This is a genomic window from Pseudomonas sp. TE3786 (assembly GCF_054057335.1).
The window spans coordinates 94,021-118,235 of record NZ_JBSRZF010000002.1; the positions used below are offsets into that span (position 1 = coordinate 94,021).

At 61.2% G+C, this 24,215-nt stretch carries 22 protein-coding genes and 1 tRNA gene; 2 read left to right on the forward strand and 21 right to left on the reverse strand.

Annotated features, from left to right (window positions below; all coding sequences use genetic code 11):
* Positions 1–32: 32 nt before the first annotated feature.
* The 3 genes from arcA to ACVW0Y_RS02895 all read right to left on the reverse strand — a co-directional run bounded on the left by arcA (position 33) and on the right by ACVW0Y_RS02895 (position 5,199).
* On the reverse strand, positions 33–1,283 hold the full coding sequence (gene arcA / locus ACVW0Y_RS02885) for an arginine deiminase (RefSeq protein WP_457435937.1): 1,251 nt from the start codon (positions 1,281–1,283) through the stop codon (positions 33–35).
* A gap of 28 nt (positions 1,284–1,311) precedes the next feature.
* On the reverse strand, positions 1,312–2,739 hold the full coding sequence (gene arcD / locus ACVW0Y_RS02890; RefSeq protein ID WP_457435938.1) for an arginine-ornithine antiporter: 1,428 nt from the start codon (positions 2,737–2,739) through the stop codon (positions 1,312–1,314).
* Positions 2,740–3,189: 450 nt separating this feature from the next.
* Complete coding sequence (locus ACVW0Y_RS02895; protein WP_457435939.1) at positions 3,190–5,199, reverse strand: autotransporter domain-containing protein; 2,010 nt, start codon at positions 5,197–5,199, stop codon at positions 3,190–3,192.
* Positions 5,200–5,765: 566 nt separating this feature from the next.
* Here ACVW0Y_RS02895 and ACVW0Y_RS02900 point away from each other — a divergent pair.
* Positions 5,766–6,017, forward strand: a complete 252-nt coding sequence (locus tag ACVW0Y_RS02900) for a DUF3077 domain-containing protein (protein WP_457435940.1) — start codon at positions 5,766–5,768, stop codon at positions 6,015–6,017.
* Between the two features lie 204 nt (positions 6,018–6,221).
* On the opposite strand, the gene ACVW0Y_RS02905 is transcribed toward ACVW0Y_RS02900, so the two are convergent.
* From ACVW0Y_RS02905 to trhP, 8 genes are all read right to left on the reverse strand, one after another.
* Positions 6,222–7,598 carry a sigma-54-dependent transcriptional regulator gene (locus ACVW0Y_RS02905; RefSeq protein ID WP_457435942.1) on the reverse strand — a complete coding sequence of 459 codons (1,377 nt, stop codon included), beginning with the start codon at positions 7,596–7,598 and terminating at the stop codon, positions 6,222–6,224.
* A complete protein-coding gene (locus ACVW0Y_RS02910; RefSeq protein ID WP_457435944.1) occupies positions 7,595–9,406 on the reverse strand; it encodes a sensor histidine kinase in 1,812 nt (603 codons plus the stop codon). The genes ACVW0Y_RS02905 and ACVW0Y_RS02910 overlap by 4 nt, the downstream gene beginning before the upstream one ends.
* Positions 9,396–10,277: a dTDP-4-dehydrorhamnose reductase gene (gene rfbD / locus ACVW0Y_RS02915; RefSeq protein WP_457435946.1), complete on the reverse strand. Its 882-nt coding sequence runs from the start codon at positions 10,275–10,277 to the stop codon at positions 9,396–9,398. Before rfbD ends, ACVW0Y_RS02910 begins: the two co-directional genes overlap by 11 nt.
* Positions 10,274–10,819, reverse strand: a complete 546-nt coding sequence (gene rfbC, locus ACVW0Y_RS02920) for a dTDP-4-dehydrorhamnose 3,5-epimerase (protein WP_457435947.1) — start codon at positions 10,817–10,819, stop codon at positions 10,274–10,276. The genes rfbD and rfbC overlap by 4 nt, the downstream gene beginning before the upstream one ends.
* Positions 10,816–11,688 carry a glucose-1-phosphate thymidylyltransferase RfbA gene (rfbA, locus tag ACVW0Y_RS02925; protein ID WP_457435948.1) on the reverse strand — a complete coding sequence of 291 codons (873 nt, stop codon included), beginning with the start codon at positions 11,686–11,688 and terminating at the stop codon, positions 10,816–10,818. Before rfbA ends, rfbC begins: the two co-directional genes overlap by 4 nt.
* Before the next feature lie 7 nt (positions 11,689–11,695).
* Positions 11,696–12,763, reverse strand: coding sequence for a dTDP-glucose 4,6-dehydratase (gene rfbB / locus ACVW0Y_RS02930; protein ID WP_457435949.1), 1,068 nt, complete (start codon positions 12,761–12,763; stop codon positions 11,696–11,698).
* Between the two features lie 166 nt (positions 12,764–12,929).
* The gene (locus ACVW0Y_RS02935) at positions 12,930–14,201 is read right to left on the reverse strand and encodes a hypothetical protein (protein ID WP_457435950.1); all 1,272 of its coding nucleotides are present in this window, start codon (positions 14,199–14,201) and stop codon (positions 12,930–12,932) included.
* A gap of 291 nt (positions 14,202–14,492) precedes the next feature.
* Positions 14,493–15,818: a prephenate-dependent tRNA uridine(34) hydroxylase TrhP gene (gene trhP, locus ACVW0Y_RS02940; protein ID WP_457435952.1), complete on the reverse strand. Its 1,326-nt coding sequence runs from the start codon at positions 15,816–15,818 to the stop codon at positions 14,493–14,495.
* Between the two features lie 181 nt (positions 15,819–15,999).
* On the opposite strand from trhP, the gene ACVW0Y_RS02945 reads away from it, so the two are divergent.
* Positions 16,000–16,374 (forward strand): hypothetical protein, encoded by a 375-nt coding sequence (locus ACVW0Y_RS02945; protein WP_457435953.1) that lies wholly within the window; start codon positions 16,000–16,002, stop codon positions 16,372–16,374.
* Between the two features lie 69 nt (positions 16,375–16,443).
* Here ACVW0Y_RS02945 and ACVW0Y_RS02950 read toward each other — a convergent pair whose 3' ends face one another.
* The 10 genes from ACVW0Y_RS02950 to ACVW0Y_RS02995 form a co-directional block, all read right to left on the reverse strand.
* The gene (locus ACVW0Y_RS02950) at positions 16,444–16,809 is read right to left on the reverse strand and encodes a hypothetical protein (protein WP_457435955.1); all 366 of its coding nucleotides are present in this window, start codon (positions 16,807–16,809) and stop codon (positions 16,444–16,446) included.
* Positions 16,810–16,967: 158 nt separating this feature from the next.
* The gene (locus ACVW0Y_RS02955; RefSeq protein WP_457436314.1) at positions 16,968–18,095 is read right to left on the reverse strand and encodes a Fic family protein; all 1,128 of its coding nucleotides are present in this window, start codon (positions 18,093–18,095) and stop codon (positions 16,968–16,970) included.
* A 141-nt stretch (positions 18,096–18,236) separates the two neighbouring features.
* A tRNA-Thr gene (locus tag ACVW0Y_RS02960) sits at positions 18,237–18,312 on the reverse strand.
* Between the two features lie 292 nt (positions 18,313–18,604).
* The gene (locus tag ACVW0Y_RS02965) at positions 18,605–19,822 is read right to left on the reverse strand and encodes a methyltransferase (RefSeq protein ID WP_457436316.1); all 1,218 of its coding nucleotides are present in this window, start codon (positions 19,820–19,822) and stop codon (positions 18,605–18,607) included.
* A gap of 57 nt (positions 19,823–19,879) precedes the next feature.
* On the reverse strand, positions 19,880–20,569 hold the full coding sequence (locus tag ACVW0Y_RS02970; RefSeq protein WP_457435956.1) for an ABC transporter permease: 690 nt from the start codon (positions 20,567–20,569) through the stop codon (positions 19,880–19,882).
* The gene (locus tag ACVW0Y_RS02975; protein WP_457435957.1) at positions 20,569–21,261 is read right to left on the reverse strand and encodes an ABC transporter permease; all 693 of its coding nucleotides are present in this window, start codon (positions 21,259–21,261) and stop codon (positions 20,569–20,571) included. Before ACVW0Y_RS02975 ends, ACVW0Y_RS02970 begins: the two co-directional genes overlap by 1 nt.
* Positions 21,262–21,437: 176 nt before the next feature.
* Complete coding sequence (locus ACVW0Y_RS02980; protein WP_457435958.1) at positions 21,438–22,190, reverse strand: ABC transporter substrate-binding protein; 753 nt, start codon at positions 22,188–22,190, stop codon at positions 21,438–21,440.
* Positions 22,191–22,206: 16 nt separating this feature from the next.
* Positions 22,207–22,980 (reverse strand): ABC transporter ATP-binding protein, encoded by a 774-nt coding sequence (locus ACVW0Y_RS02985; RefSeq protein ID WP_108096446.1) that lies wholly within the window; start codon positions 22,978–22,980, stop codon positions 22,207–22,209.
* A 181-nt stretch (positions 22,981–23,161) separates the two neighbouring features.
* The gene (locus ACVW0Y_RS02990) at positions 23,162–23,605 is read right to left on the reverse strand and encodes a DNA-binding protein (RefSeq protein WP_457435960.1); all 444 of its coding nucleotides are present in this window, start codon (positions 23,603–23,605) and stop codon (positions 23,162–23,164) included.
* Positions 23,577–24,167: a nucleotidyltransferase domain-containing protein gene (locus ACVW0Y_RS02995; protein WP_457435961.1), complete on the reverse strand. Its 591-nt coding sequence runs from the start codon at positions 24,165–24,167 to the stop codon at positions 23,577–23,579. The genes ACVW0Y_RS02990 and ACVW0Y_RS02995 overlap by 29 nt, the downstream gene beginning before the upstream one ends.
* Positions 24,168–24,215 lie beyond the last annotated feature (48 nt).

The window sequence follows — 24,215 nt, forward strand, 5'->3', positions numbered from 1 at the left end:
CAAAAGGGCGGCGGCACATAGGGAGGCGGAACTCAGTAATCGATAGGGTCGCGAATGATCGGGCAGGTCATGCAGTGGCCACCGCCACGGCCCCGGCCCAGTTCGCCGGCGCTGATGGTGATCACCTCGACACCGGCCTTGCGCAGCAGGGTGTTGGTGTAGGTATTGCGGTCGTAACCGACCACCACCCCCGGTTCCAGGGCCACCACGTTGTTACCGTCATCCCACTGTTCGCGTTCGGCTTCGAAGGTGTTGCCGCCGGTAGGCACCACGCGCAGTTCTTTCAGTTTCAGGGCTTCGGCCACCACCTTGATGAAGTGCTGGTCTTCGCGGCGCACATCGAGGCCATCCGGACGATTGCCATCGGGGCGGATGCTGAAGGGCACGATGGCGTCCACGGCTTCGGCGAACACCGTTACCAGGTCGCGGTCGCAGAAGCTGAACACGGTATCCAGGTGCATAGCCGCACGGGATTTCGGCAGGCCGGCAACGATCACCCGCTCCGCTGCCTTGTTGGCGAACAGCGACTGCGCCAATTGGCCGATGGCCTGGTGGGTGGTGCGTTCGCCCATGCCCACCAGCACCACGCCATTGCCGATCGGCATCACGTCGCCGCCTTCCAGGGAAGACGCGCCGTGGTCCTTGTCGGGGTCGCCGTACCAGACCTTGAAGTCGGCGTTGAGGAAGTCCGGGTGGAATTTATAGATAGCGCTCACCAGCAGGGTTTCCTGCCGGCGTGCGGGCCAATACATAGGGTTGAGGCTGACCCCGCCGTAGATCCAGCAGGTGTTGTCGCGGGTGAACTGGGTGTTTGGCAGCGGCGGCAGGATAAAGCTGGAACCGCCCAGGTAGCCGCGGAACATTTCGATGGCTTTGCCGCCGAAACTGTCCGGCAGATCGCCACCCGATACGCCGCCGATCAGGTACTCGGCCAGCGCGCGTGGCTCGAGGCTTTCCAGCCAGGAACGAACTTCATTGACCAGGCCCAGACCGACCTGATTGGCGGTGATCTTGCGATCCAGAATCCAGCTGCGTGCCTCAGGGTTGGCAACGGTTTCGGCCAGCAGGTTGTGCATCTCCACCACCTCGACGCCACGCTCGCGCATCTTGGTGGTGAAGTCGAAATGGTCGCGCTTGGCCTGGCTTACCCACAGCACGTCGTCGAACAGCAGCTCATCACAGTTGCTCGGGGTCAGCCGCTGATGCGCCAGCCCCGGGGAGCAAACCATCACCTTGTGCAGTTTGCCCGCTTCGGAATGGACACCGAGTTTTACTTTGGACATGGCAGTTCTCCTTTCAAACAGTCACAAATCAAAGGGTCAGGAAGCCGTCGTAGAGGCCGTAGGCCGCCACCAGGGCACCGATAACCACCAGAGCGAAAATGCCTTTTTCGAGCTGGGTGAAAATGGGTTGGCCAATTTCCCGTTTGGCCTTGGCGAACAGAAAGGCGCCGGGCGCATACAGCAGTGCCGACAGCAGGAGGTACTTGGTGCCACCGGCATACAGCAGCCATACGGCATAGATGGTGGCCACAGCAGCGATGATCAGGTCCTTGTTGCGATCCTTGGCATCCTGCTCATAGGTTTCACCGCGCACCGCCAGCAACAGGGCATAGGCCGCCGACCACAGGTATGGCACCAGAATCATCGAGGTGGCGAGGTAGATCAGCGACAGGTAGGTACTGGCCGAGAACAGGGTGATGATCAGGAATATCTGCACCATGGCGTTGGTCAGCCACAGCGCATTCACCGGCGCGTGGTTGGCGTTTTCCTTGCGCAGGAAGGCCGGCATGGTGTGGTCATTGGCGGCAGCGAAAAGAATTTCCGCACACAGCAGCACCCACGACAGCAGGGCACCAACCAGCGAAATGATCAGCCCGACGCTGATCAGCACCGCGCCCCAGTGGCCCACCACATGCTCCAGCACGGCCGCCATGGACGGGTTCTGCAGCTTGGCCAGCTCCGGCTGGGTCATGATCCCCAGGGACAGCACGTTCACCAGCACCAGAATCAGCAGCACGCTGATAAAACCGATGATGGTGGCCTTGCCGACATCCGAACGTTTCTCGGCGCGGGCGGAGAAAATGCTCGCGCCTTCGATACCGATAAACACCCAGACGGTGACCAGCATCATATTGCGCACCTGGTCCATCACGCTGCCCAGATCAGGGTTTTTCAAGCCCCAGATATCGGCGGTAAAGATGTCCAGTTTGAACGCGAAGAAGGCGATCAGAATAAACAGCAGCAGCGGCACCACCTTGGCCACCGTGGTCACCAGGTTGATAAACGCCGCTTCTTTTACCCCGCGCAGCACCAGAAAGTGCACCGCCCACAGCACCACCGAGGCACCGATGATGGCTGCCAGGGTATTGCCCTCGCCAAACACCGGAAAGAAGTAACCCAGGGTACTGAACAGCAGCACGAAGTAGCCGACGTTACCCAGCCAGGCGCTGATCCAGTAACCCCAGGCGGAAGAGAAACCCATGTAGTCGCCGAAACCGGCTTTCGCGTAGGCGTACACACCGCCATCGAGATTGGGTTTGCGGTTGGCCAGGGTCTGGAACACAAACGCCAGCGTCAGCATGCCGACGGCGGTGATGGCCCAGCCGATGAGAACGGCGCCGACATCGGCACTGGCGGCCATGTTTTGCGGCAAGGAGAAAATCCCCCCGCCAATCATCGACCCTACGACCAGCGCGACCAACGCACCTAAACGGAGTTTGTGAGCGGATTCGGACATGGTGTGCATCCTTGGCTTTATGTAGTTACAGGAATCTACGCACGCTTAGACGGGTAGATGGATGACCTGAATCAAGAGCTTGCTAACTGTCCATGTTGAGCGTCTCTGGGTACGTGGAACGGGACGGAACCTGGCGATAGCGCTCTAAACACTCGAACTTAAGCGTTTGCATACGCCGCTGTGGCGTTGCCAGATGAAAGCTAGACGGGATTCCCGAATGCGCAAGGACGGGCGGTATGGGGCTTTAGGACTGGCTAGAAGCTACTGCTGAGTCTGGTGCTATCTGGCTATAGCGTTAATTTCGAATAGGTATAAAGGCGGGTGGAAAGGGTCATAAATTGCGGGAGTCGGCGGCTGCTGAGGGGCAGTTTTGAATCGTTTTTTAACAGCATCGCGGCTAAACCGGCGCTCCGGTCAGCCGCGATTTCCTGGAAACATCAAACGCTCAGGTTAAAACGCATACCGATACTGCACCCCCAAGCCAAACACCGCCCGCTCGCCCTGGTACTGAGCAGTGGCCACTTGCACGCCGCCACCCAGGGTGGAGTTGGCATCGATGGCATGGCTATAACCGGCCATGGCGGTAGGCACCACGCGGCGTTTATCCAGGCTGCTGGCGTAGGTAAAACGAGTTAGCCCAGGCACGCTGGAGCTGCCTTCGATGGCCGGGGTGTCTTCGTTAATCAAGGTATCCACCGCCAGGCTCAGGTGCAGGGTGCCTTTGGCGTTGACCGGGGTGGCGCTGCGTACGCCGAGGGTGGCGTAGGTGTCGGTGCTGCGCGAACTGTCGATGGTCAGCGGAAAGGCCACATTGCGTTCGGTAAAACCGTCCTGTTCGCCGCGCAGATGGCTCAGGGCGATTTCCGGGGTGACCAGCGAAGTGCCCAGCTGCAGGCCGTAGTTGGCGGCGATACGCACGGCGCTGCTGCGCATATCCAGCTTGGCTTGGGCGCGTTGTACGTCGCTGAGGTCTACGCCGCGTTCGAAGCTGTTGTTGCTGGTGCCGGCCGCCACGCTGGCGCTGCCGCCCCAACCGGTGTTGTCGAGGTTTTGCTGGTAAGCGGTCCACAGGCCCAGGGCATAGGCCTTACGTTGTTCGGCGTTTTGCACATCCAGCTCGGCACCGCCGAGGCTGGCGCTGGCGCCTACCGAGTAGTGCTCGTTCAGGCGCATGCCGCCGGCGAATTGCAGGTTGTGCTGGTTGCCATTGCTGCTGGCTTCGCCGCGGTAGGCGGTGGCGTCCAGGCCCAGGCAGTAGCGTTGGGCCGCGCCGGGTTGGCAGTGGCTTTGGTTGAGGTCGCCCAGGCGACGATTCTGGCTGCTGATCAGGTGGTTGACGGTGTCGGCGCTGGTGATCAAGGAGCTTTGCAGGTAGACCAGATCCTGCATCACGCCGATAGAGGGGGAGGAATCCGGCAAGCCGGCCTCTGGCACGATTGGCGTGGCGTCTTTCCAGATAAAGGCGCGAGCGCCGCTGGTGCCGACTACGGTGCGGCCATCGTCGCTCACGCCGGTGGCGGCACTGGTGGTGGCACCGCTCAATACGCCCAGGTTGGTCATGCCAGAAGCGGCAGTCCAGCGGAAGGCGCGGGCGGCATTGTCGGCCTGGGTGGAGGTACCCACCACTACCGAACCATCGGCGTTTACATCGCTGGCACTGCTGGAGGTACCGCCCAAGGTGCCCAAACCCTGCATACCTTTGGTGGTACTCCAGCGAAAGGCTTCGTCGCCGGTCGCCGAGGTGCTGGTGCCGACGACCACCGAACCATTGCGGTTGGCGGCTTTGGCGGAGCTGTCGGTATAGCCCGGCAAGCCGCCGAGATCGGTCATGGTGCCGCTGGCGGAATCCCAGCGGAAGGCGTGCTTAATGGAGTAACTACCCCGGATCACGCTATCACCGACGACGACAGTGCCATCGCCACTTACGCCATGCGCCCTAGAGTATGCGGCCCCCAGGGTGCCTAACAGTTGTACGCCGCCCGCCTGGGTCCAGCGATAGGCTTGAGTGCTAGCGGCGTAGGTGTAGCCCACTACCACGCTACCGTCGTCACTGATACCGGTGGCAGCGTCGTCATTTTGAGGAGATGGTTTGAGCAGCCCGTTGGTAGCATCCCAGCGAAAAGAGGTGTTGGCCAATCTACCGACGATAAAGCGCCCATCGCTGCTGGTTGCGTAGATAGTCGCGCCGGCAAGCGCTGCCGGTAACGTGCTCATCCCCTTGTCAGCCGTCCAGCGGAACGGTTGAGTCCCGACCAACCCCACCACCACCTGGCCATCGCCGCTGATGGCCGTGGCATTCACGGTGTCTGTACCGTTCGGCAAATTACCCAAATCCATCATCACCGCCCCAGCGGGCTGGGCGGCGAGAAGGGTGAGCGTGGAGAGAACAGCAGCGGGAATCAGGTGCCACGGGAAGAGCGCCTGGGCGAGGGGGGAGCGGGAAAACGGAAGGGATTTCATGACACCACCTGCGGGAAAAATGAAGCGGCAAGCTTCGGCAATGTGGTGCTGGGGTTTATGTCGTTTGGTTCCGGCTGGCTGGCGGGATTGGTGCTTTCAATTGCGTAGGAAAGGTCTTTGCGTACCGGCGGTGTGCGGGGCTTCAAACCAGTGGTGGTGCCGGGCGAGCGGGGTGGCGCGTGGGCGTTGGCGTGATTATTCCTACGGGCTATGCTCGCCCGGTGCGTCGTGCTGCCTACGGGCTTGTCGGCGGGAGCTGGCTTGTCGGGGTTTTCCTTGGGGCGGCATAGTCCAGGCCGTCGCTGAATGGTTCAGCGATCGGGTTTGACGGCCCTATGGATTGATACTCGGCTGCTGGTTTGTTCTTTATGGCGGCTGTACGCGGGGCATCTTCGGGTGCGCCGGGTTTTCGTATCTCTCCCCGGTCCGTCAACCCGCGTATAGCTGCCTCCCTTCGTTTGACGGCGATGTCTGGCAGCTCTCTGCATTTCAATAGAGAGATATGACATGACGTACCCAAATACTCTTACCCCCCATCCTCCTGTCCTGAATCGGGAGGTGCTGTGATGAAAACCACCCAACCGCAAACCTTCTGTGTACCCGACGATATACCGGTGTTTTCGGTAAATGCCGAGGTGCCGCTGACCGATGCGCTGGAACAGACCGTGATCCTGCTGGATGGCGTTACCCGGCTGCTGATGACCGACAGCCTGGATAACGACGCTGGCCGTAATACCGCCCAATACCTGCTGGAAATGGCCAATGCCCTGGTGGCGGCCTGTCTGGTGGCGGTGCGGGCCAAGGCGAAAGCGGCGTAACCGTAGGTTGGGTCGGGCCGCGTTCGGCGAAGCCAATACGGGCCGGCCCAACCTGCTTACTTGCAGGTTTCCAGTTGGGCTTCGCTGCGCTCAACCCACCCTACAAGAGCAAAAGCATCGCGGCTGAAGCCGCTCCTACGGGGTTATGCGGCCGGCCGGCGCTCGGGTTCAGCTGCGATTTCCTGCAAACGGCGCTTTGCCGTCTTACTCGCCATCTTCCTGATTGGCACTCAAGCCATGTTTGCGCAGTTTGTCGTGCAGGGTTTTGCGGGGCAGGCCGAGGGCTTCGGCGAGGCTGCGCAGGGAGTTGTGCGGGCGCGCCAGTTCGGCGGCGATCAATGCGCGTTCGAACGCTTCCACCTGTTCACTCAAACCGCCAGCCGTGCTGGTGACGATGCCCGGCTGCTCACTGCTGGCGCCTTCCAGCGACAACTCCAAACCCAGGGCAAAACGCTCGGCGGCGTTCTGCAGTTCGCGCACATTGCCTGGCCAGGTGTGGCACAGCAGGGTGGCGCGCTGCCCGGGTTGCAGGTCGCGCACCGGCAAGTGGTGGCGGGCGCTGGCGGCTTCGGCAAAGTGCTGGAACAGCAGCAGGGCGTCTTCGTTGCGTTCGCGCAGTGGCGGAATACGCAGCGGTGCCACGTTCAGGCGGTAATACAGGTCGGCGCGGAAGCGGCCCTGGTCGGCGCTCTGGCGCAGGTCTTCCTTGCTGGCGGCGATCACGCGGATATCCAGGGCAATCAGTTGATTGCCGCCCAACCGCTCGACCACCCGCTCTTGCAGCAGGCGCAGCAGTTTTACTTGCACGTCCAGGCTCATGCTCTCGATTTCATCGAGGAACAGGGTGCCGCCGTTGGCGAATTCGAATTTGCCGATGCGGCGTTTTTGCGCGCCGGTAAAGGCCCCCGGCTCGTGACCGAACAGCTCGCTTTCCACCACCGATTCGGCCAGGGCACCGGCGTTGATCGCCACAAACGGGCCGTTGCGGCGGTTCGACAGGTCGTGCAGGGCGCGGGCCACCACCTCTTTGCCGGTGCCGGTTTCGCCAAGGATCAGCACGTCGGCGTTGATGGCCGCCAGGGCACCGATCTGTTCACGCAGGCGCAGCATGCTCGGCGACTGCCCGACCAGGCGTGCCGAGAGTTCCTGGCGGTCGGCCAGGGCCAGGCGCAGGCTGCGGTTGTCTAGCACCAGGCGGCGCACGGCCAGGGCGCGGCGCACGCTGTCGAGCAGGTCGTCGCTGGCGAAGGGTTTTTCCAGAAAGTCATAGGCACCGGCGCGCATGGCTTGCACGGCCAGGGGCACGTCGCCATGGCCGGTGATCAGCAGCACCGGCAGTTCGCTGTCTTGTTCGTGGAGTTGGCTGAGCAGTTCCAGGCCGTCGACGCCGGGCATGCGGATATCGCTGACCACCACCCCCGGCCAGTCGCGGCCGATCTGCCCGGCCAGGCCCTTGGCGCTGGCCAGGCTGCAGACTTGCAGGCCGGCCAGGTCGAGGGTTTGGCTGAGGGCTTGGCGCAGGTGCGGATCGTCGTCAATCAGCAGCACCTGGGCACGGCTGTCGAAGGTGCTGTCGGTCATGCGCTGAGGTCCTCGGAGGGTTGTTGGGTAACGCCCGGCGCGGCGGCGCGCAGGTACAGGGTGAGCACGGCACCGCCTTCGGGGTGGTTGGCCAGGCGCAGTTCGCCATCCAGGGCGCGCATCAGGGTTTCGCAGATGGCCAGGCCCAAGCCCAGGCCCTGGGCGCTGGTCTTGGTGGTGAAGAAGGGTTCACGGGCGCGCGTGAGGGCTTCGGCGGAAAAGCCCGGGCCGTTGTCGCGAATACTCAAGAGCACGCCTTGCTCATGGCTGATGGCGCTTAACCAGATGCGCCGCGGCGGGGCTTTTTCCACCAGGGCGTCGAGGGCGTTGGCCAAGACGTTGCCGAGCACCTGGCGCAGGCGGGTTTCGCCGGCCTGCACCCACAGGGTGGCGTCGGGCAGGTCGCGGATCAGTTCCACATCCATGGCCCGGCGGCGTTTGGCCAGCAGCGCCAGGGCATCGTCGAGCGCCGGTTGCAGGGCCACGCTTTCCGGGGCGTGGCGGTCGCGGCGGGCGAAGGCGCGCAGGTGGGCGATGATTGAGGACATGCGCCCGGTCAGTTCACCAATCAGCTTGAGGTTGCCACGGGCGTCGTCGGTGCGTTGGTGGTCGAGCAGTACGCTGGCGTTTTCCGCGTAGCTGCGGATCGCCGCCAGCGGCTGGTTGAGTTCGTGGCTGATGCTTGCCGACATGGTGCCCAGGGCCGACAGTTTGCCGGCCTGCACCAGTTCGTCCTGGGCGCGCAGCAGTTCCTGTTGGGCGTGTTCGCGTTCCAGTACTTCGTTTTTCAGGCGGGTGTTGAGGGTTTCCAGATCGCGGGTGCGGTCCAGTACGCGAATTTCCAGCTCGCGGCGGGCGCGGGCGTCGATGGCGATGCGTTCCAGGTAATGGCGGCGGCGCTGCATCATCAGACCGAGCAGCAGAATCAGCACCAGCAAGGTGGCACCGCCAACGGCCACGGCGGTTTGCACCGGCCGCGCCACCTGTTCGGCGGGGGCCAGGATGCTTACCGTCCAACCGGTTTCGGCCAGGTTACGGCTCTGGATGATCCAGGCCTTGCGCTTGAGTTTCAGGGCCTGCGGTTCAAGGGTGGGGTAGGGCTTGTTGGCGGCGATTTCGCGGCGTTCCTGCTCGCTTAATTGGCGGCTGGCGCGAAAACGCCAGTCGGCGCGCGAGGTGAGGATGACCACGCCATTGCCGTCGGTAACCAGCAGCTGTTCCGGGGTGTTGCCCCACAGGGTTTCGGTGGTGTCCAGGTCCACCTTGACCACCAGCGCACCAATCACGGTGTCGCCTTCTTTGACGGCCGAGGCGAAGTAGTAGCCGCGTTTGCCCGAGGTGGTGCCCAGGCCGAAGAAGCGCCCCAGGTGCCCGGTAATGGCTTCGCGGAAGTAGGGGCGAAAGGCAAAGTTGCGGCCGACAAAGCTGTCGCTCTGGCGCCAGTTGGAGGCCGCCAGGGTGGTGCCATCGGCGTCCATCAAATAGATGGAGTCGGCACCGGTTTCGCCGCGCACTTCTTCCAGCAGCTGGTTGGCGCGCACTTGGGCATCCAGGTTCTGCGGGTGGGCCAGCACGCCGCGCAGGGCCGGCAGGTCGCCGAGGATCGGCGGCAACACTTCGTAGCGGCGCAGGCTACCCAGCAGGTTGGCGACGTAGAGGTCGAGGGTCTGGCGGTTTTGTTCGATCAGGTCGTCGCTGTAGTAACGCTCGGCCAGCTGTTGCAGTGGCCACAACAAGGGTGCCAGCAGCGCCGCCAGCAGCAGCAGGCTGCGCCAGCGGGGACGCCGCAGGGGCGAGTCAGTGGGCATCGCGCAGGCAGTCGGCGAGCGCCGCTTGCCAGTCTGGCAGGTGGATACTCCAGGCCGCTTGCAGGCGCGCGCAGTCGAGCCGCGAATTGAGCGGGCGCTGCGCCGGCGTCGGGTAGTCGCTGCTGGCAATCGGCACCAGGCGTGCACAGGGTTTGCCGGCGGCCTTCAGGTGTTCGCCAATGGCGCTGGCAAAGCCGAACCAGGAGGTTTCGCCCTGGCCGGTGAGGTGAAAGGTGCCCCAGGGGCCGGCCTGGCCGTGTTGCCATTGCTCGATCAGGGCGCGGGTGGCACTGGCGATGGTGCCGGCCCAGGTGGGTGCGCCGATCTGATCGCTGACCACACGCAGTTCGTCGCGCTCTTGCAGCAGGCGCTGCATGGTCAGCAGAAAGTTGCGGCCATACCGGGAGTACACCCAGCTAGTGCGCAGAATCAGGTGCTGGCCCGCGACGGTGCGAATCGCCTGTTCGCCGGCCAGTTTGCTGTGCCCGTACACGCCCAGCGGTTGCGGCTGATCGTCGTCCTGATAGGGCGCGGTTTTGCTGCCGTCGAACACATAGTCGGTGGAGTAGTGAATCAGCGGCACACCCAGGGCCTTGGCTTCTTCGGCGAGCACGCCGGGAGCTGTGGCGTTGATGGCGAAGGCCAGGTCGGCTTCGCTTTCGGCCTGGTCGACGGCGGTGTACGCGGCGGCGTTGATGATCAGGTTCGGGCGCAGGGCCCGCACTTGGGCGCGGATGGCCTCGGCATTGGCCAGGTCCAGCTCGGCGCGGCCATGGCAGATCAGCTCGCCCAGGCCCTGCAGGCTGTTGAGCAAGGCCTGGGCAACCTGGCCGTTACGGCCGGTGATCAGCACTTTCAGCGGCGCTGTCATGGAAACATTTCCGCGTCGTTGAACAGGACGCCGGCCTGGTCTTTGCCCGACAGCTGCGGCGCTTCGCCGAGCTGCCAGTCGATGGCCAGGGTCGGGTCGTCCCAGCGAATGCAGCGCTCGTGGGCGGGGGCGTAGTAGTCGGTGGTTTTGTACAGGAACTCGGCAGTTTCGCTGAGCACCACAAAGCCATGGGCAAAGCCTGCGGGTACCCAGAGCTGGCGTTTGTTTTCGGCCGAAAGCAGCACGCCGACCCAGTGGCCAAAGGTGGGCGAGCTGCGGCGGATATCGACTGCGATATCCAGCACTTCACCGGCGCTGGCGCGCACCAGTTTTCCCTGGGCTTGCTGGATCTGGTAGTGCAGCCCGCGCAGCACGCCGCGCTGGGAGCGCGAGTGGTTGTCCTGGACGAACTGGCAGTCGACCCCGGTGGCCGCTTTAAAGGCCTGGGCATTGAAGCTTTCGTAGAAAAAGCCGCGCTCATCGCCAAACACTTTCGGTTCGATGATCAGTACATCGGGGATCTGGGTGGGGATAACCTTCACGCCTGCTCTCCTGCCAAGCGATAGAGGTATTGACCATAGCCGGTCTTGCCGAAGGCTTTGGCCTGCACCAGCAGCTGCTCGCGATCGATCCAGCCGTTCTGGAAGGCAATTTCTTCCAGGCAGGCGACTTTCAGGCCCTGGCGGTGTTCGATGGTTTGCACGTATTGCGAGGCTTCCAGCAGGCTGTCGTGGGTGCCGGTGTCGAGCCAGGCGAAACCACGGCCGAAGCGCTCCACCCGCAGGTCGCCGCGTTGCAGGTAGGCGTTGTTGACGTCGGTGATTTCCAGCTCGCCTCGGGGCGAAGGTTTCACCGCCTTGGCGATCTGCACCACGTCGTTGTCGTAGAAATACAGGCCGGTGACGGCGTAGCTGGATTTCGGTTTGGCCGGTTTTTCTTCGATGGAAATGGCTTTGCCGTCGGCGTCGTACTCCACCACGCCAAAGCGCTCGGGGTCTTTTACCCAGTAGCCGAACACGGTGGCACCTTTGGCATGGCTGGCGGCGCTTTGCAGCTGCTCGGTGAAGTGCTGGCCGTGGAAGATGTTGTCGCCAAGGATCAGGCACACCGAGTCATCGCCGATAAATTCTTCGCCAATCAGAAAGGCCTGAGCCAGGCCGTCCGGAGCGGGTTGCGCCGCGTAGCTGAAGTTGACCCCGAACTGGCTGCCGTCGCCGAGCATTTTTTCGAACTGCGGCAGGTCGTGGGGGGTTGAGATCAGCAGGATGTCCTTGATGCCGGCGAGCATCAGCACCGAGATGGGGTAGTACACCATCGGCTTGTCGTAGATCGGCAGGAGCTGCTTGGACACCCCGAGGGTGATGGGGTGCAGGCGAGTGCCGGAACCGCCGGCGAGAATGATTCCTTTCATATGCGTGTTACTCCGAAGTGGCGCCCAGGCGTTCGCGTTGGTAGCTGCCGTCTTGTACATGACGGCACCAGTCGAGGTTGTTCAAGTACCAGTGCACGGTTTTGCGCAGGCCGGTGGCGAAGGTTTCTTCCGGTACCCAGCCTAGCTCGCGTTCGATCTTGCTGGCGTCGATGGCGTAGCGCAGGTCGTGGCCGGGGCGGTCTTTGACGAAGGTGATCAGCTGTTCATAGCGCTCGACGCCGGCCGGTTTGTTCGGTGCCAGCTCTTCCAGCAGGGCGCAGATGCCACGCACCACGTCGATGTTCTGCTGCTCGTTGTGGCCGCCGATATTGTAGGTTTCGCCCACTGTGCCTTCGGTGACTACCTTGAGCAGGGCACGGGCGTGGTCTTCGACAAACAGCCAGTCGCGGATCTGCGCACCGTTGCCATACACCGGCAGCGGCTTGCCATCCAGGGCATTGAGGATCACCAGCGGAATCAGCTTCTCCGGGAAGTGATACGGCCCGTAGTTGTTCGAGCAGTTGGTGATCAGCACCGGCAGGCCATAGGTGCGCTGCCAGGCGCGGACCAGGTGGTCGGACGCGGCCTTGCTGGCCGAGTACGGCGAGCTGGGGGCGTAGGGGGTGGTTTCGGTGAAAAGGTCGTCGACGCCATGCAGGTCGCCGTACACCTCGTCGGTGGAAATATGGTGAAAACGAAAAGCCTGTTTGGCCGCTTCGCTCAGGCTCTGCCAGTAGCCGCGGGTGGCTTCGAGCAGGGCGTAGGTGCCGACGATATTGGTCTGGATAAAGGCCGATGGACCGTCGATGGAACGGTCGACATGGGACTCGGCCGCCAGGTGCATGATCGCTTCGGGCTGGAACTCATCGAGCAGCGCGCGCACTTGAGGCTGGTCGACGATATCCAGCTGGGCAAAGCGGTAGCGCGGGTGCCCGGCAACGCTGGCGAGGGATTCGAGGTTGCCGGCGTAGGTCAGTTTGTCGAGGTTGAGCACCTGATGCTCGGTGTTTTGCAGCAGATGGCGAATCAGCGCCGAGCCAATAAAGCCCGCACCGCCAGTGATCAGAATTCGCATGCCAAGTGGCCTTGTGGGTTCGCAGGCGCATAGCTTGTCGGCAGCCCCCGGAAGAAGCAAGTCTGATTGCCCGCTTCATCCGGGCTGAGGGCGCAAGCGGCGGGGCGGCTAGCAAAACGCCGGCGCAGTTTGCCTGCGCCGGCGTGGGGGGTAATGCGCTGCAGGGTTACAGCAGGTTGGCTTTTTTCAGCAGGGTGGTGGAGGCCGGTATCTGGATGATCATCGGGTGGTCGGTGAGGTTGACCTGCACCGCGTTGACGTTGCGCAGGGCCTGAACCGGTTCGGTGCCGATCAGCGGATCGTAGATATTCACTGTGGCCTGGGTGGAGCCCAGGTTGACGGTGACCGGTGCCGAGGGGCCGGGGAAGGAGTCCGGCTCAGCCCAGACGAGGATATTGGTTTCGTAGTTGCTCTTTTGCACGGCGAGGAATCGGCCGGTGGGCGGCAAGCCTACGGCGGAAAAGGGGATGAGTTTGGTCGGAGCGAAGGTCGAGGCGGTGGGTGTGGAATCGAGCAGGATGGTGTTGAGGTTGTGCCAGGCCACTGCCGCGGGTGTCGGCGCATTGTCGGCTTTGGCGAACAAGCCGTAGCCGTCGCCTTCGTCCATCAGCTGATAGATATAGGTGCGGTAGATTTCGTTATACACGCTGTTGGCCAGAATGCTCAGCAGCCAGGCCGCGCTGGCCTGGGCGCTGGTTTTCGGCGATTGATAGCCGGTTTCGGTATACACCGCCGGCCCGGCACCCGCCGGCGTATTACCCAGCACGGTGCGTTTCACATACTTGGTGGGCGGCTGGCCGGCTGCCGGGTAGGGGTGCTGGTTGTTGTAGTCGGCCAGCCCCGGGGTGGTGGAAGGGTCCGGACCTTTGGGAATGCCGCCGGCGTTGTAGCCGGTGAAGTAGAACACCTTGGCATTCTTGAACAGCTCCAACGCCTTGGTTTGCGTGTACAGCTCTTTCTGGAACGACAACGCGGCCGGCAGCCCCTTGGTGCCGTCCGGCTGCCAGGTGAGGGGGAAGTTGTTGATCTCGTTGGGGCCTTCCACCGCCAGGGTGGAACCCGGAACGGCTTTTTCCACCGTACTGATATTGGCCAGGAAGGTGGCGATGGTAGTGGGCGACTTCGTGCCGCCCACCGCACTGATGTAGTTCCACTTCACGCCGGCCTTGGCCAGGGTGGTGTAGTAGCTGTAGGGCGGGCTGCCCCAGAACGGGTTGTAGCTATCACGGGCGTTGACGATGCCCAGGTAGTTCATATTGCTGATTACCATGGGCATTTGCGCGTAGTTCGAAGAGCCCTGGCTGATGTGCAGGTTCACCCCGGTGGCATTGATAAAGTCGGCCGAGCGCACCAGCGTCGCGGCTGCCTGCGTCTGCGAACTTAAGGTTCCCGCTCCGAGCAGAAACAGCAGGGTTGTAGTGCTGACGAGTCGGTTCATGGTCTACCCCCTTTCATTGAATTTCGAGAACGCTTGAGAAAACGCTAGTTGGCGCGAATGGCCCTGTCGAAACGCTAGTCGCAAAGTGCCAGGCTATCTGCTGAACGGTGCGTTTTAGACGCCTTTTGCAATAAAACTTATTGCTAAAAATTGCCTGAACTCGATGACCGTTTCAGTCTCGAGACAACTGGCTGTTCTGACGATGGTTCTGGCTGTGCAACGTTGCGGCCAACTGGCCTGGGGCCATGGGCTGGTCAGACGAGCTGCAATCAGCAGAAAGGCTGCAAGCCTTCAGACCGCGCCGTCGAGGTGGCGCATCAGCAAGGCGTAGCGGCTATCGGCCTTATTCGGCAGCGGAAGATACAGCACATGGCCGTCTCCCGGTGCAACGGCGATGGCATTGCCTGCCTGGTTTTCCAGCGCGTTCAGCGAGAAGGAGTGATTGCCTTGGGGGGTCATAAGTTCCAAGCGATCGCCCACGGCGAAACGGTTTTTCACCCGCACTTCGGCCAGTTCGCCGCGCCATTGTCCAGTCAGTTCGCCAACGAACTGTTGGCGCTCGGCGCGGGAGTTGCCGTGTTGATAATTCTGATATTCATCATGCACATGGCGGCGCAAAAAGCCCTCGGTGTAGCCGCGATTGGCGAGTGATTCGAGGTCGCTGAACAGCCCTGGGGCGAAGGGCCGGCCGGCCACCGCATCGTCGATGGCCTGGCGATATACCTGGGCGGTACGGGCCACATAGAAGTGGCTTTTGGTGCGGCCTTCGATCTTCAGCGAGTGCACGCCCATCTGCACCAGACGCTCCACATGCTGCACCGCGCGCAGGTCTTTGGAATTCATGATGTAGGTGCCGTGCTCGTCCTCGAAGGCTTCCATCAGCTCGCCCGGCCGGCTGTTGTCCTCCAGCAGAAACAGGCGCTCGGTGCTGGCACCTTGGCCGAGGGTGGGGGCGCACTGGCGAACGATTTCCCCCAGTTCATTCGCCTGCCCCTCGTGGGCCTGGTACTGCCAGCGACACGCATTGGTGCAGGTGCCCTGATTTGGATCGCGCCGGTTGATATAGCCGGACAACAGGCAGCGCCCGGAATAGGCCATGCACAGGGCACCGTGGACAAACACTTCGAGCTCCATCGCCGGCACCGCCTGACGGATTTCCTCGATTTCTTCCAGCGACAGCTCGCGCGACAGAATCACCCGGCTAAGCCCCTGCTGCTGCCAGAACTTCACACTGGCCCAGTTCACCGCATTGGCCTGCACCGAGAGGTGGATCGGCATGTTCGGGAAGTGCTCGCGCACCAGCATGATCAAACCGGGGTCGGACATGATCAGCGCATCCGGTGCCATCGCCACCACGGGGGCCAGATCTTTGAGAAAGGTGCGCAGCTTGGCGTTGTGCGGGGCAATGTTGACCACGACGTAAAAGCGCTTGCCCTGGGCATGGGCCTCGGTGATCCCGAGGGCCAGATGGGCATGGTCGAACTCGTTGTTGCGCACCCGCAGGCTGTAACGCGGCTGCCCGGCATACACCGCATCGGCCCCATAGGCGAAGGCATAACGCATGGCTTTCAAGGTGCCGGCAGGGCACAGCAGTTCGGGGGCGAGAGGGCTGGGCATAGTGGGGGCACCTGACTGGTTTTGGGCGCGCGATTTTAAGGAGTGAGGACCGAGCCGCTATTGACCTGGGTCTATGGCCGCTGCAGGTGAAGTTCGTAAGGTGAAACTTCCTTTAAGTCGAGCGCTTATTCCGTCGCCTTGTTAGTACTTGGTACCGGCGTCTCAGCCCAGGAGGGCAGCCATGCGATTTGTCTCCATCGTCATTCCTTTTGTTCTGGTCTGCGTCATCAGCAGCGGCATCACCGCTATGGTGCTGAGTCAAGGCGAGGTGCTGGCGGACAAGCCCGACCAGGCTGAAGTGCTCTCGGCTCCGCCTGGCTTCACCGCCACCCGCACTGCCAGTGGCGGCGGGATTCTCTACCAGCGCGATGAAATCGCCGACCTGCCCAAACAAGCCGGCACCGCAGCGTTCCCCAAAGCCATGAACCTTAGCGAACAAGCCAAATGCCGGCTGTCCATGGGCCAGGATCGCACCCAGCGGGATCAGGAGCGGGTAAAGGTGACGGATGAGTACTGCAATCAGTTGTTGGGGCAAAATCGCCAGAACGGCGGATGAGTTTGGGCGAACGCGCCACCTCTGGTGCTCGATGTGCGCCCTCACTGACAGGGCTTGGCGAGCAAACGTTTAATCAAGGTATTTGATTACGGCGAATTTAGAGTTGGCATGGTCACCCTGAGGAACAGACTCGCCATCCCAGATGACCGCATTGCCTCCAGCTTCCCTTGCCTTGCTCGCTACGGCCCCTTTCAAGCCGTCCATGGTTATCGGATTGTTTACGCGCTTATCGGTGATAACCCCGATCACTTTGTATTTCCGAGGTGGTTCGCCGCTGGACCAAAAATCGATGCCATCGATAGTCTCCCTTGCGCCACCCCGCCCTACATAGGTGCCGTCTTTCGTTTCGTACGGTTGAAAGGTCGTACTCGCATAAAGGGCGCATCCAGAGAGCAATGCTGTAGCAACCATCAGTGTGGCAATTAGCAGTTTCATGGGGCGGCCTTCGGGCTGGTAGCCAAGGGTTTGCCCCTCAGTATGGCCAATAACTACTGTGATGCTTCGGGGAGGCGACTCTTGGCTATGAGTGAGTCGGGAACTGCTCAAGTCATATCGAAATGATCCTGTCGGACTAGGGAGGTGGCTGAGGCCGATCAATGCGCGTTCAATTGATAACGGGTGCTCCGGCCGCCGCCAGGTAGCTGCACCAACAGACCTTTTTCCACCAGATCGGCCAGGTGCCGGGTGGCCGTTGCCTTGCTCACCTGAGTTACGGCCTGATACTGGGCAGCGCTGATTCCGCCTTCGAAGCCTTTGGCACCACCATCAAACAGACGGTTGATGACTTTTAACTGCTCCGTCGACAGCGCCACTGTGCGGTGCAGTTGCCAGAAACGGGCTTTGCCGAGAATGCCGTCGATACTGGCCAGGGCCCGCTCAATCGAGGCCAGTAAAGTGCGCAGAAACCAGATCAGCCAGATGGTGATATCCAGCCCGTCTTTCTGGGTTTGTTCCAGAACCCGGTAATACTCCTGGCGGTTATCGAGAATGCTCGCCGACATGGCGTAGAAGCCAATCGCCTGGTGTTCGCATTGAGCCAGCGCGAGGTCGGTGAGGGCTCGGGTCAGGCGGCCGTTACCGTCATCAAATGGATGCAGGGTGACGAACCACAGATGCGCGATACCGGCGCGCAATAGCGGATCGATACTGCGCGAGTCTTCGTTGAACCAGGCAACGAATAGCGCCAGCTGTTGCTCAAGACCTGCTCGGGGCGGCGCTTCGAAATGAACGAATGGCTGATCCAGCCTACCGGACACGACCTGCATCGGATCGTCACCGCGCAGGGCACCTACGCGAATGCGGTTGCCCAGCAGCGGATTGTCTTGAAACGGGAACAGGTGGGTATGCCACTGCAGTAGTCGCGTCAGGCTCAGTGGCTGCGCATATTGCCGGGTCGCATCCAGCATCAGATCGGCCAGTCCGTCGCTACGCGCCGTGCGGCGGCCAGCCTCAGGTTCATCCACCCCCAAACGGCGCGCCAGGGATGAACGCACAGAGCCCACATTCAGTTCTTCGCCTTCAATGGCCGAGGACGTAATGATGTTCTGCAGCAGCGTATCGAGCATGCGTTGCTGGCTGAGCTGATCACCCAGCGTGCCCATTTTCCCCAACAGTTGGCCCTGGCTATGGGTGCATTGGCGCAATACCTCGGCAAGCGGTGCCTCTCGCCAGATAAAGGCCGGCCAACCCGGTTGCTGCCAAATCCATTGCTGATCGTTCATCGTCATTTCGCACCTGAGCCGAATAGAAGGCGTATTCGGCTCAGATTATGAGCCGAATACAAAGCTTATTCGGCTCACCACGAATTACAAGCACGCAGAAACAACAAAGCCCCAGCATTTCTGCAGGGGCTTTGTTTTATATGGTGCCGGCACCAGGAATCGAACCCGGGACCTACTGATTACAAGTCAGTTGCTCTACCAGCTGAGCTATACCGGCATTTCAGGGCCGCCATTATATCCATTAGAAGCGTCGAGTAAAGGCCTGAAATACGGTCGTTTTTTGTTGGTGCGCGAGCAACTGGAATAGGCTTATGCACAATCGTGAGGCGCAGCGCCTGGCCTGGGACGATTTTCGTGCGCTACTTGACAGAAGTTGGTAACTAGCTGGTTTTATTGAATTTTTCTTTATGATTAAAAAATAAACAGATTTCTGCAGGCCTTGCCGTGCATGCGTTTGCCAAGGTTGCCCAGAAACTATCAACAAAGTTATCCACAGATTGTGTGGGCAACTATTGGCGTTCTGCGAGAAGCATCAGGTTGCGTGGGCTGACATGGCTTACGCAGAAATGGCCAAGGCGTACGGCGTAGCCCTGTTGCTGCAAAAACAGCGCGCGATCCAGCAGTAGCCATATCTCCAATGGCCGGCGAAACAGGTTGCGCAGCAATTCGAGGTTGCGCACTTCGGCCAGGCGCTGCCAGCCGCGTTGTTCCAACCGTGCCCAGTCCTGATTGGCCAAGGCGGGCAGGCCCTTGAGCGCTGCCAGATCGCGGCAGTAATCGGCGAAGTCTTTGTGCAGCCAGGCGACGGGTAGCGAGGGCGTGGGCAGGTAGTCATCGCTGCCGCGTACTTGCCGCTGCAGTAAATCGAACGCCAGGCGGCGGGCCATGGAGCTGTCGCGTTGGCGGCGAATGCGTGCGCCGGCGGTGACGGTTTCGCTTAACGGCAGCCCCAGGTCGTCCACCGACAGCTTTAAATCCGACGCTTGCGCCGCTGTGGATAACCCTTGGTAGTGGCTGCCGGCAATGCGGTTGTAGCAGCAGGGTGCCACTGCCAGTTGTCCACAGCCGGCCGCACTGGCCAGTTGCAGCAGGCGTACATGCAGGTCGCCGCAGGCATGCAGGGCCACCGGAGTGTGCGCGGCGTATAGACGGGTGGCGGCATCGGCGGCCAGTACGTCCTGTTCGATGTGCTGGCTGTTGAGGCCGCGGCGGGCGCTCAGTTGTGCGCCGGCGTTGACCAGTGCCGGATCGTATTCCAGGCAGGTAAGCGGCAGGCCGTCCTGGGCAAGCAGTTGGCCCAGGTGGCCTTTGCCCGAGCACCAGTCCAGCCAGTGCTGTGGCGGTTGGCTGAAACTCAGGCAACTGGCGAAGGCCTGGATCTGCTGCCATTTGCGCCCCGGAATATCCACAGCGAAATTGGCTGGCAGCGCTGCGCGGTCGTGGTTTGGCAAAGCGCCGACGGCCGCCAGCTCGGTAGACAGCGCCGCCAACTCGGTAAAGGGTGCTGGCGCTTGCAGCAACTGCGGATGGTTATGGGCTGCTTCGGCATCAGCCAGCGAGCGGCTACGCAGCCATATGGCCAACTCCGGATGCTGCTTTTCCCACGGCAAATGCAGATGGGTGAACGGCCGTGGTCGCCACAGGTGCTGATGGCGCAGCAGAAAGCTATCCAGCGCCTGGAAGCGTGGCAGCAGGGCGGAGCCAGTTAGCACAGTGGGATCGGTCATGGTCAGCAGTTTCGGCAAGCTGCCCATGGCCGGTTGGTCCATGGGCGGGTGCCTATTCTAGCGAGCTTGGGTCGCGTCGACGCGCAGCCAGCGTTCCAGCAGTTTGAAGCCTTTCACCAGCACGAATGCGATAAGCAGATAGAACAGCCCGGCAGCGAAGAAGATTTCTACCGGCAGGTAGGTGCGGGCAATGATGGTGCGCGCCATGCCGGTCAGTTCCAGCAGGGTGATGGTGCTGGCCAGGGCGCTGGCCTTGAGCATCAGGATCACTTCGTTGCTGTACGCCGGCAAACCGATACGCGCCGCCCGCGGCAGAATGATGTGCAACATGGCCTGCGCCCGCGACATGCCCAAGGCGCGCGCCGCTTCGACTTCACCATTGGGCACCGCCTGGATCGCGCCGCGCAGAATCTCGGCGATATAGGCGGCAGTGTGCAGGGTCATGGTCAGCACCGCACACCAGTACGGATCACGCAGGTACGGCCACAGCGGCCCCTGCCGTACCGCATCGAACTGCGCCGCGCCGTAGTAGACCAGAAACAGCTGCACCAGCAGCGGCGTGCCACGGAAAAAGAAGATGTAGCCATAGGGCAGGGCGCGTACATACCAGTGCCGCGAGGCGCGAGCAATGCCCATGGGCAGGGCCAGAATCAGCCCGGCGATGACGGCGAAGGCCACCAGTTCCAGGGTCAGAATCGCGCCGTCGAACAGGCGCGGCAGGTACTTGATAATGACGTCCCAGTTCATCACGTGCTCCTTACGAAGCCGCGGCTGGCGCGTCTTTCAATAAAATACATGGCGGTCATGGCGACCACTGTCAGGCCCAGATAGATAAAGGCTGCTACCAGGAAAAAGGTGAAGGGTTCCTTGCTGGAGGTGACCGCAATCTGCGAGCGGCGCATCAACTCTTCCAGGCCAATCACCGACACCAGCGCAGTGTCCTTCATCAAAATCATAAACAGGTTGCCCAAGCCCGGCAGGGCGATGCGCCACATCTGCGGCAGGATGATCCGCCAGAAGGTGCGGCCCTTCGACAGCCCCAGCGCCTGCCCGGCTTCGCGGTGGCCACGGGGAATGGCCAGAATCGCGCCACGAAATACCTCGGTGGCGTACGAGCCAAAACACAGGCCCAGGGCGATGGTGCCGGCGGCAAAAGCGTTGAGCTCCAGACCAGGAATGCCAAGGGCTTCGCCAAGGCTGCGCATCAAATTGACTGTGCCGAAATAGATCAGCAACACCCACAGCAGCTCGGGAATCCCGCGCACCAGGGTCGAATAGGTACCGCCCAGCCACTGCAACGGCTTGTGCGGAGAAGTCTTGGCCAGCGCGCCGAGTAGACCGAGCACCAGACCCAGGCAGAGCGCGCTTAGGGCGAGCTTGATGGTCATCAAGGTGCCCGCCAATAGAGCGGGGCCGAATCCGTGAAGATCAAAGATCATATGTTCGCCTGCGATCATCTGGTCGTCGGCCATGCGGCGTTGAAACCGCGACTCACATGCTCACGTACTACAGTACGCTGCGCTGTTCGCCGCGATTTCGCCTTGCCTGGCTCTAGCCCAGAAGATCTTGAGTTGCGTATCTCGAACAAGCCGCCCAGAAGGGCGGCTTGAGCAGATCAATAGATGCTGAAAGGGAAGTATTTGTCGTTGATCTTCTTGTACGTGCCATCGGCGACAATTTCTTTCAACGCCGCATTCAACTTCTCACGCAGCGGATCGTTCTTGCGTACGGCAATGGCGATCTTGTCGTTGTCGAAAACGGGCTCGCCTTTGAATTCGAAGCCTTTGCCGGTTTCGCTTTTCAGCCATTCCCAGTTCACGAACTTGTCTGCCAGCACGCCATCAACACGGCCGGACGCCAGGTCGAGGTAGGCGTTTTCCTGGGTGTCGTACAGCTTGATGTCGACGACATCAGCCATGTTGTCTTCCAGCCAGGTGCCGGCGATGGTGGCGCGCTGGGCACCAATCACTTTGCCTTTGAGAGCAGCCTTGTCGGTGCTGAAGGCTTTGTCTTTGGCCGCGATAAATTGCAGCTTGTTGGTGTAGTAGGGGTCGGTGAAGTCGACAGCGTTTTTACGTTCTTCGGTGATCGACATGGAGGCGGCCAGGAAGTCGAACTTTTTGGCATTCAGGGCGGGGATGATGCCGTCCCAGTCCGATGTCACCACTTCGCACTCAGCTTTCATCTTGGCGCATAGGGCCTGGGCGATTTCCACGTCAAAGCCGCCGACCTGGCCGCTGGCGTCGATCAGGTTGAATGGAGGGTAGGCGCCTTCGGTGCCGATCTTCAGTTTGTCAGCGGCGACGGCACCAGTGCCGAATGCCAGGGTAGCGGCCGCGGCCAGCAGGATCTTCTTGTAGTTCTGCATGGGTTATTGCTCCGTGTTAGCGATTGCTGGACATGAATTGCTTGCAGCGCGCCGAGTTCGGGTTGCTGAACACTTGCTCGGGCGAACCTTGTTCCTCCACCAGGCCCTGGTGCAAAAACACCACTTCACTGGACACCTGGCGGGCGAAATTCATTTCGTGGGTGACCAGCAGCATGGTGCGGCCTTCCTCGGCGAGCGCACGAATCACGTTCAGCACTTCCTGGACCATTTCCGGGTCGAGTGCCGAGGTGGGCTCGTCGAACAGAATCACTTTAGGTTGCATCGCCAGCGTGCGCGCGATGGCTGCACGCTGTTGCTGGCCGCCGGATAACTGCGCCGGGTAGACATGGCGTTTGTCGCCAATGCCGACCTTGGCCAACAGCGCCTCGGCACGTTCGGTGGCCTCGGCTTTGCTCAAACCCAACACCCGGCGCGGTGCCTCGATGATGTTGTCGAGCACGGTCATGTGCGGCCACAGATTGAAATTCTGGAAAACAAAACCGATTTCGCTGCGCAGGCGATTGATCTGCTTGTTGTCAGCGGCCACCAGCTCGCCGTTCTTCGCAGCCTTGAGCTTGAGCTCTTCGCCGGCCACCAGAATCTGGCCCTGATGGGGGTTTTCCAGCAGGTTGATGCAACGCAGAAAGGTGGATTTACCAGAACCGGAAGAACCGAGGATCGAAATCACATCGCCGTCGCGGGCCGTGAGCGAGATGCCCTTGAGCACTTCAAGGTCGCCGTAGCGTTTGTGCAAATTGCGAATCTCAAGCGCGGGCGTAGCCTCGGCCATGGGGTGTCCTCTTGTTCTTCGGGTGCGCTGAATGCGGCGACTTTCCTGGCGAGGCTGCAACCTAGCATAGCGTCGGAACAGCAGCCAAGACTGGCCGGAGAGCTATTTAGTCGCAGGCTAATGCGGTGTCGCTTCAGCGCAAGTGGCTGGCGCGAAGATGCAAAAGGATACGCACGGCGGATTAGTCGAGCAGTTGTGGATGATGAATGCGTAGCCAGCTTCGTGTATGTGCCAGTAAAAGTGCCGCTTCTTCCAGGCAAGACGCCAGCGCCGCATCAGGTATCGGGTCGCCGTCGTAATCATTGAGGTTGCGGCGTTTGCGCAGGGCATCCAATACGATCGCGACGTCCTGATGGACGCCCATGCTCTTGGGCAGCGTTTGGATGGCGGTTTGGTGGTGACCGGGTTGGCTGGTTGAAAGGCGGTAACCATTGGCCTGCAAGCCGATTACGGCGCACTGCATGATCACCTTGTAGCCAGCGTCGAATCGATTGTTGGCGCTCACTTCGTGCAATTGAGCATCGGCGAGATTACGCGTTGCTGCAGCAAGCAATTTGGCGATGGCTGCCTTATCGGGCGCTAGCGTTTGTAGCCTGCTAATGGCGAGTAAATTCTCCAAGGTCATCTTCAACTCCCTGTATGAATAACCGTGGCGTGGTCATTAGCTCACGGATAAATACGTCCTCGTTCAGCTTCTGCTTGAACTCGTGAGGAGCGTACAGCACAGGGTTGATTTCGCGTCCCAGCACCTCCTGATAAGGGTGAAGGCTGCGCACTAGGTCGGCGAACGACATTTCACCAATAACCAATACATCCACATCGCTTCCCGCGTGTTCCTCACCGCGCGCGACCGAGCCGAACACCCAGGCCAGCGTGATATCAGCAGCTAGCGGCAATAAAGCTTCTTGCAGCACGCCGACCACGCCGGAGGTTTTTCGGAATAGCCCGGCCAAATCAGTGAACGCCGGATGACTGCGGTTGGCCTGGTACAGCACCTGATTGCCTTGCTGACTGCGTACCAGCAAACCGCTTTCAGCCAGACGCGCCAATTCGCGATGCAGCGAACCGGCGTTGGTGGCCGTGAGCCGCGCCAGCTCGCGCACATGCAGCTGATCATCGGGGTGAAGCAACAGCCAGCCCAGCACGCGCTGGCGCTGGATGCCAAACAAGGAGTCGAGTACAGACATAACGTAGCCTTTTTGGCTACGAATGTAGCCGATTTGGCTACGATAGCT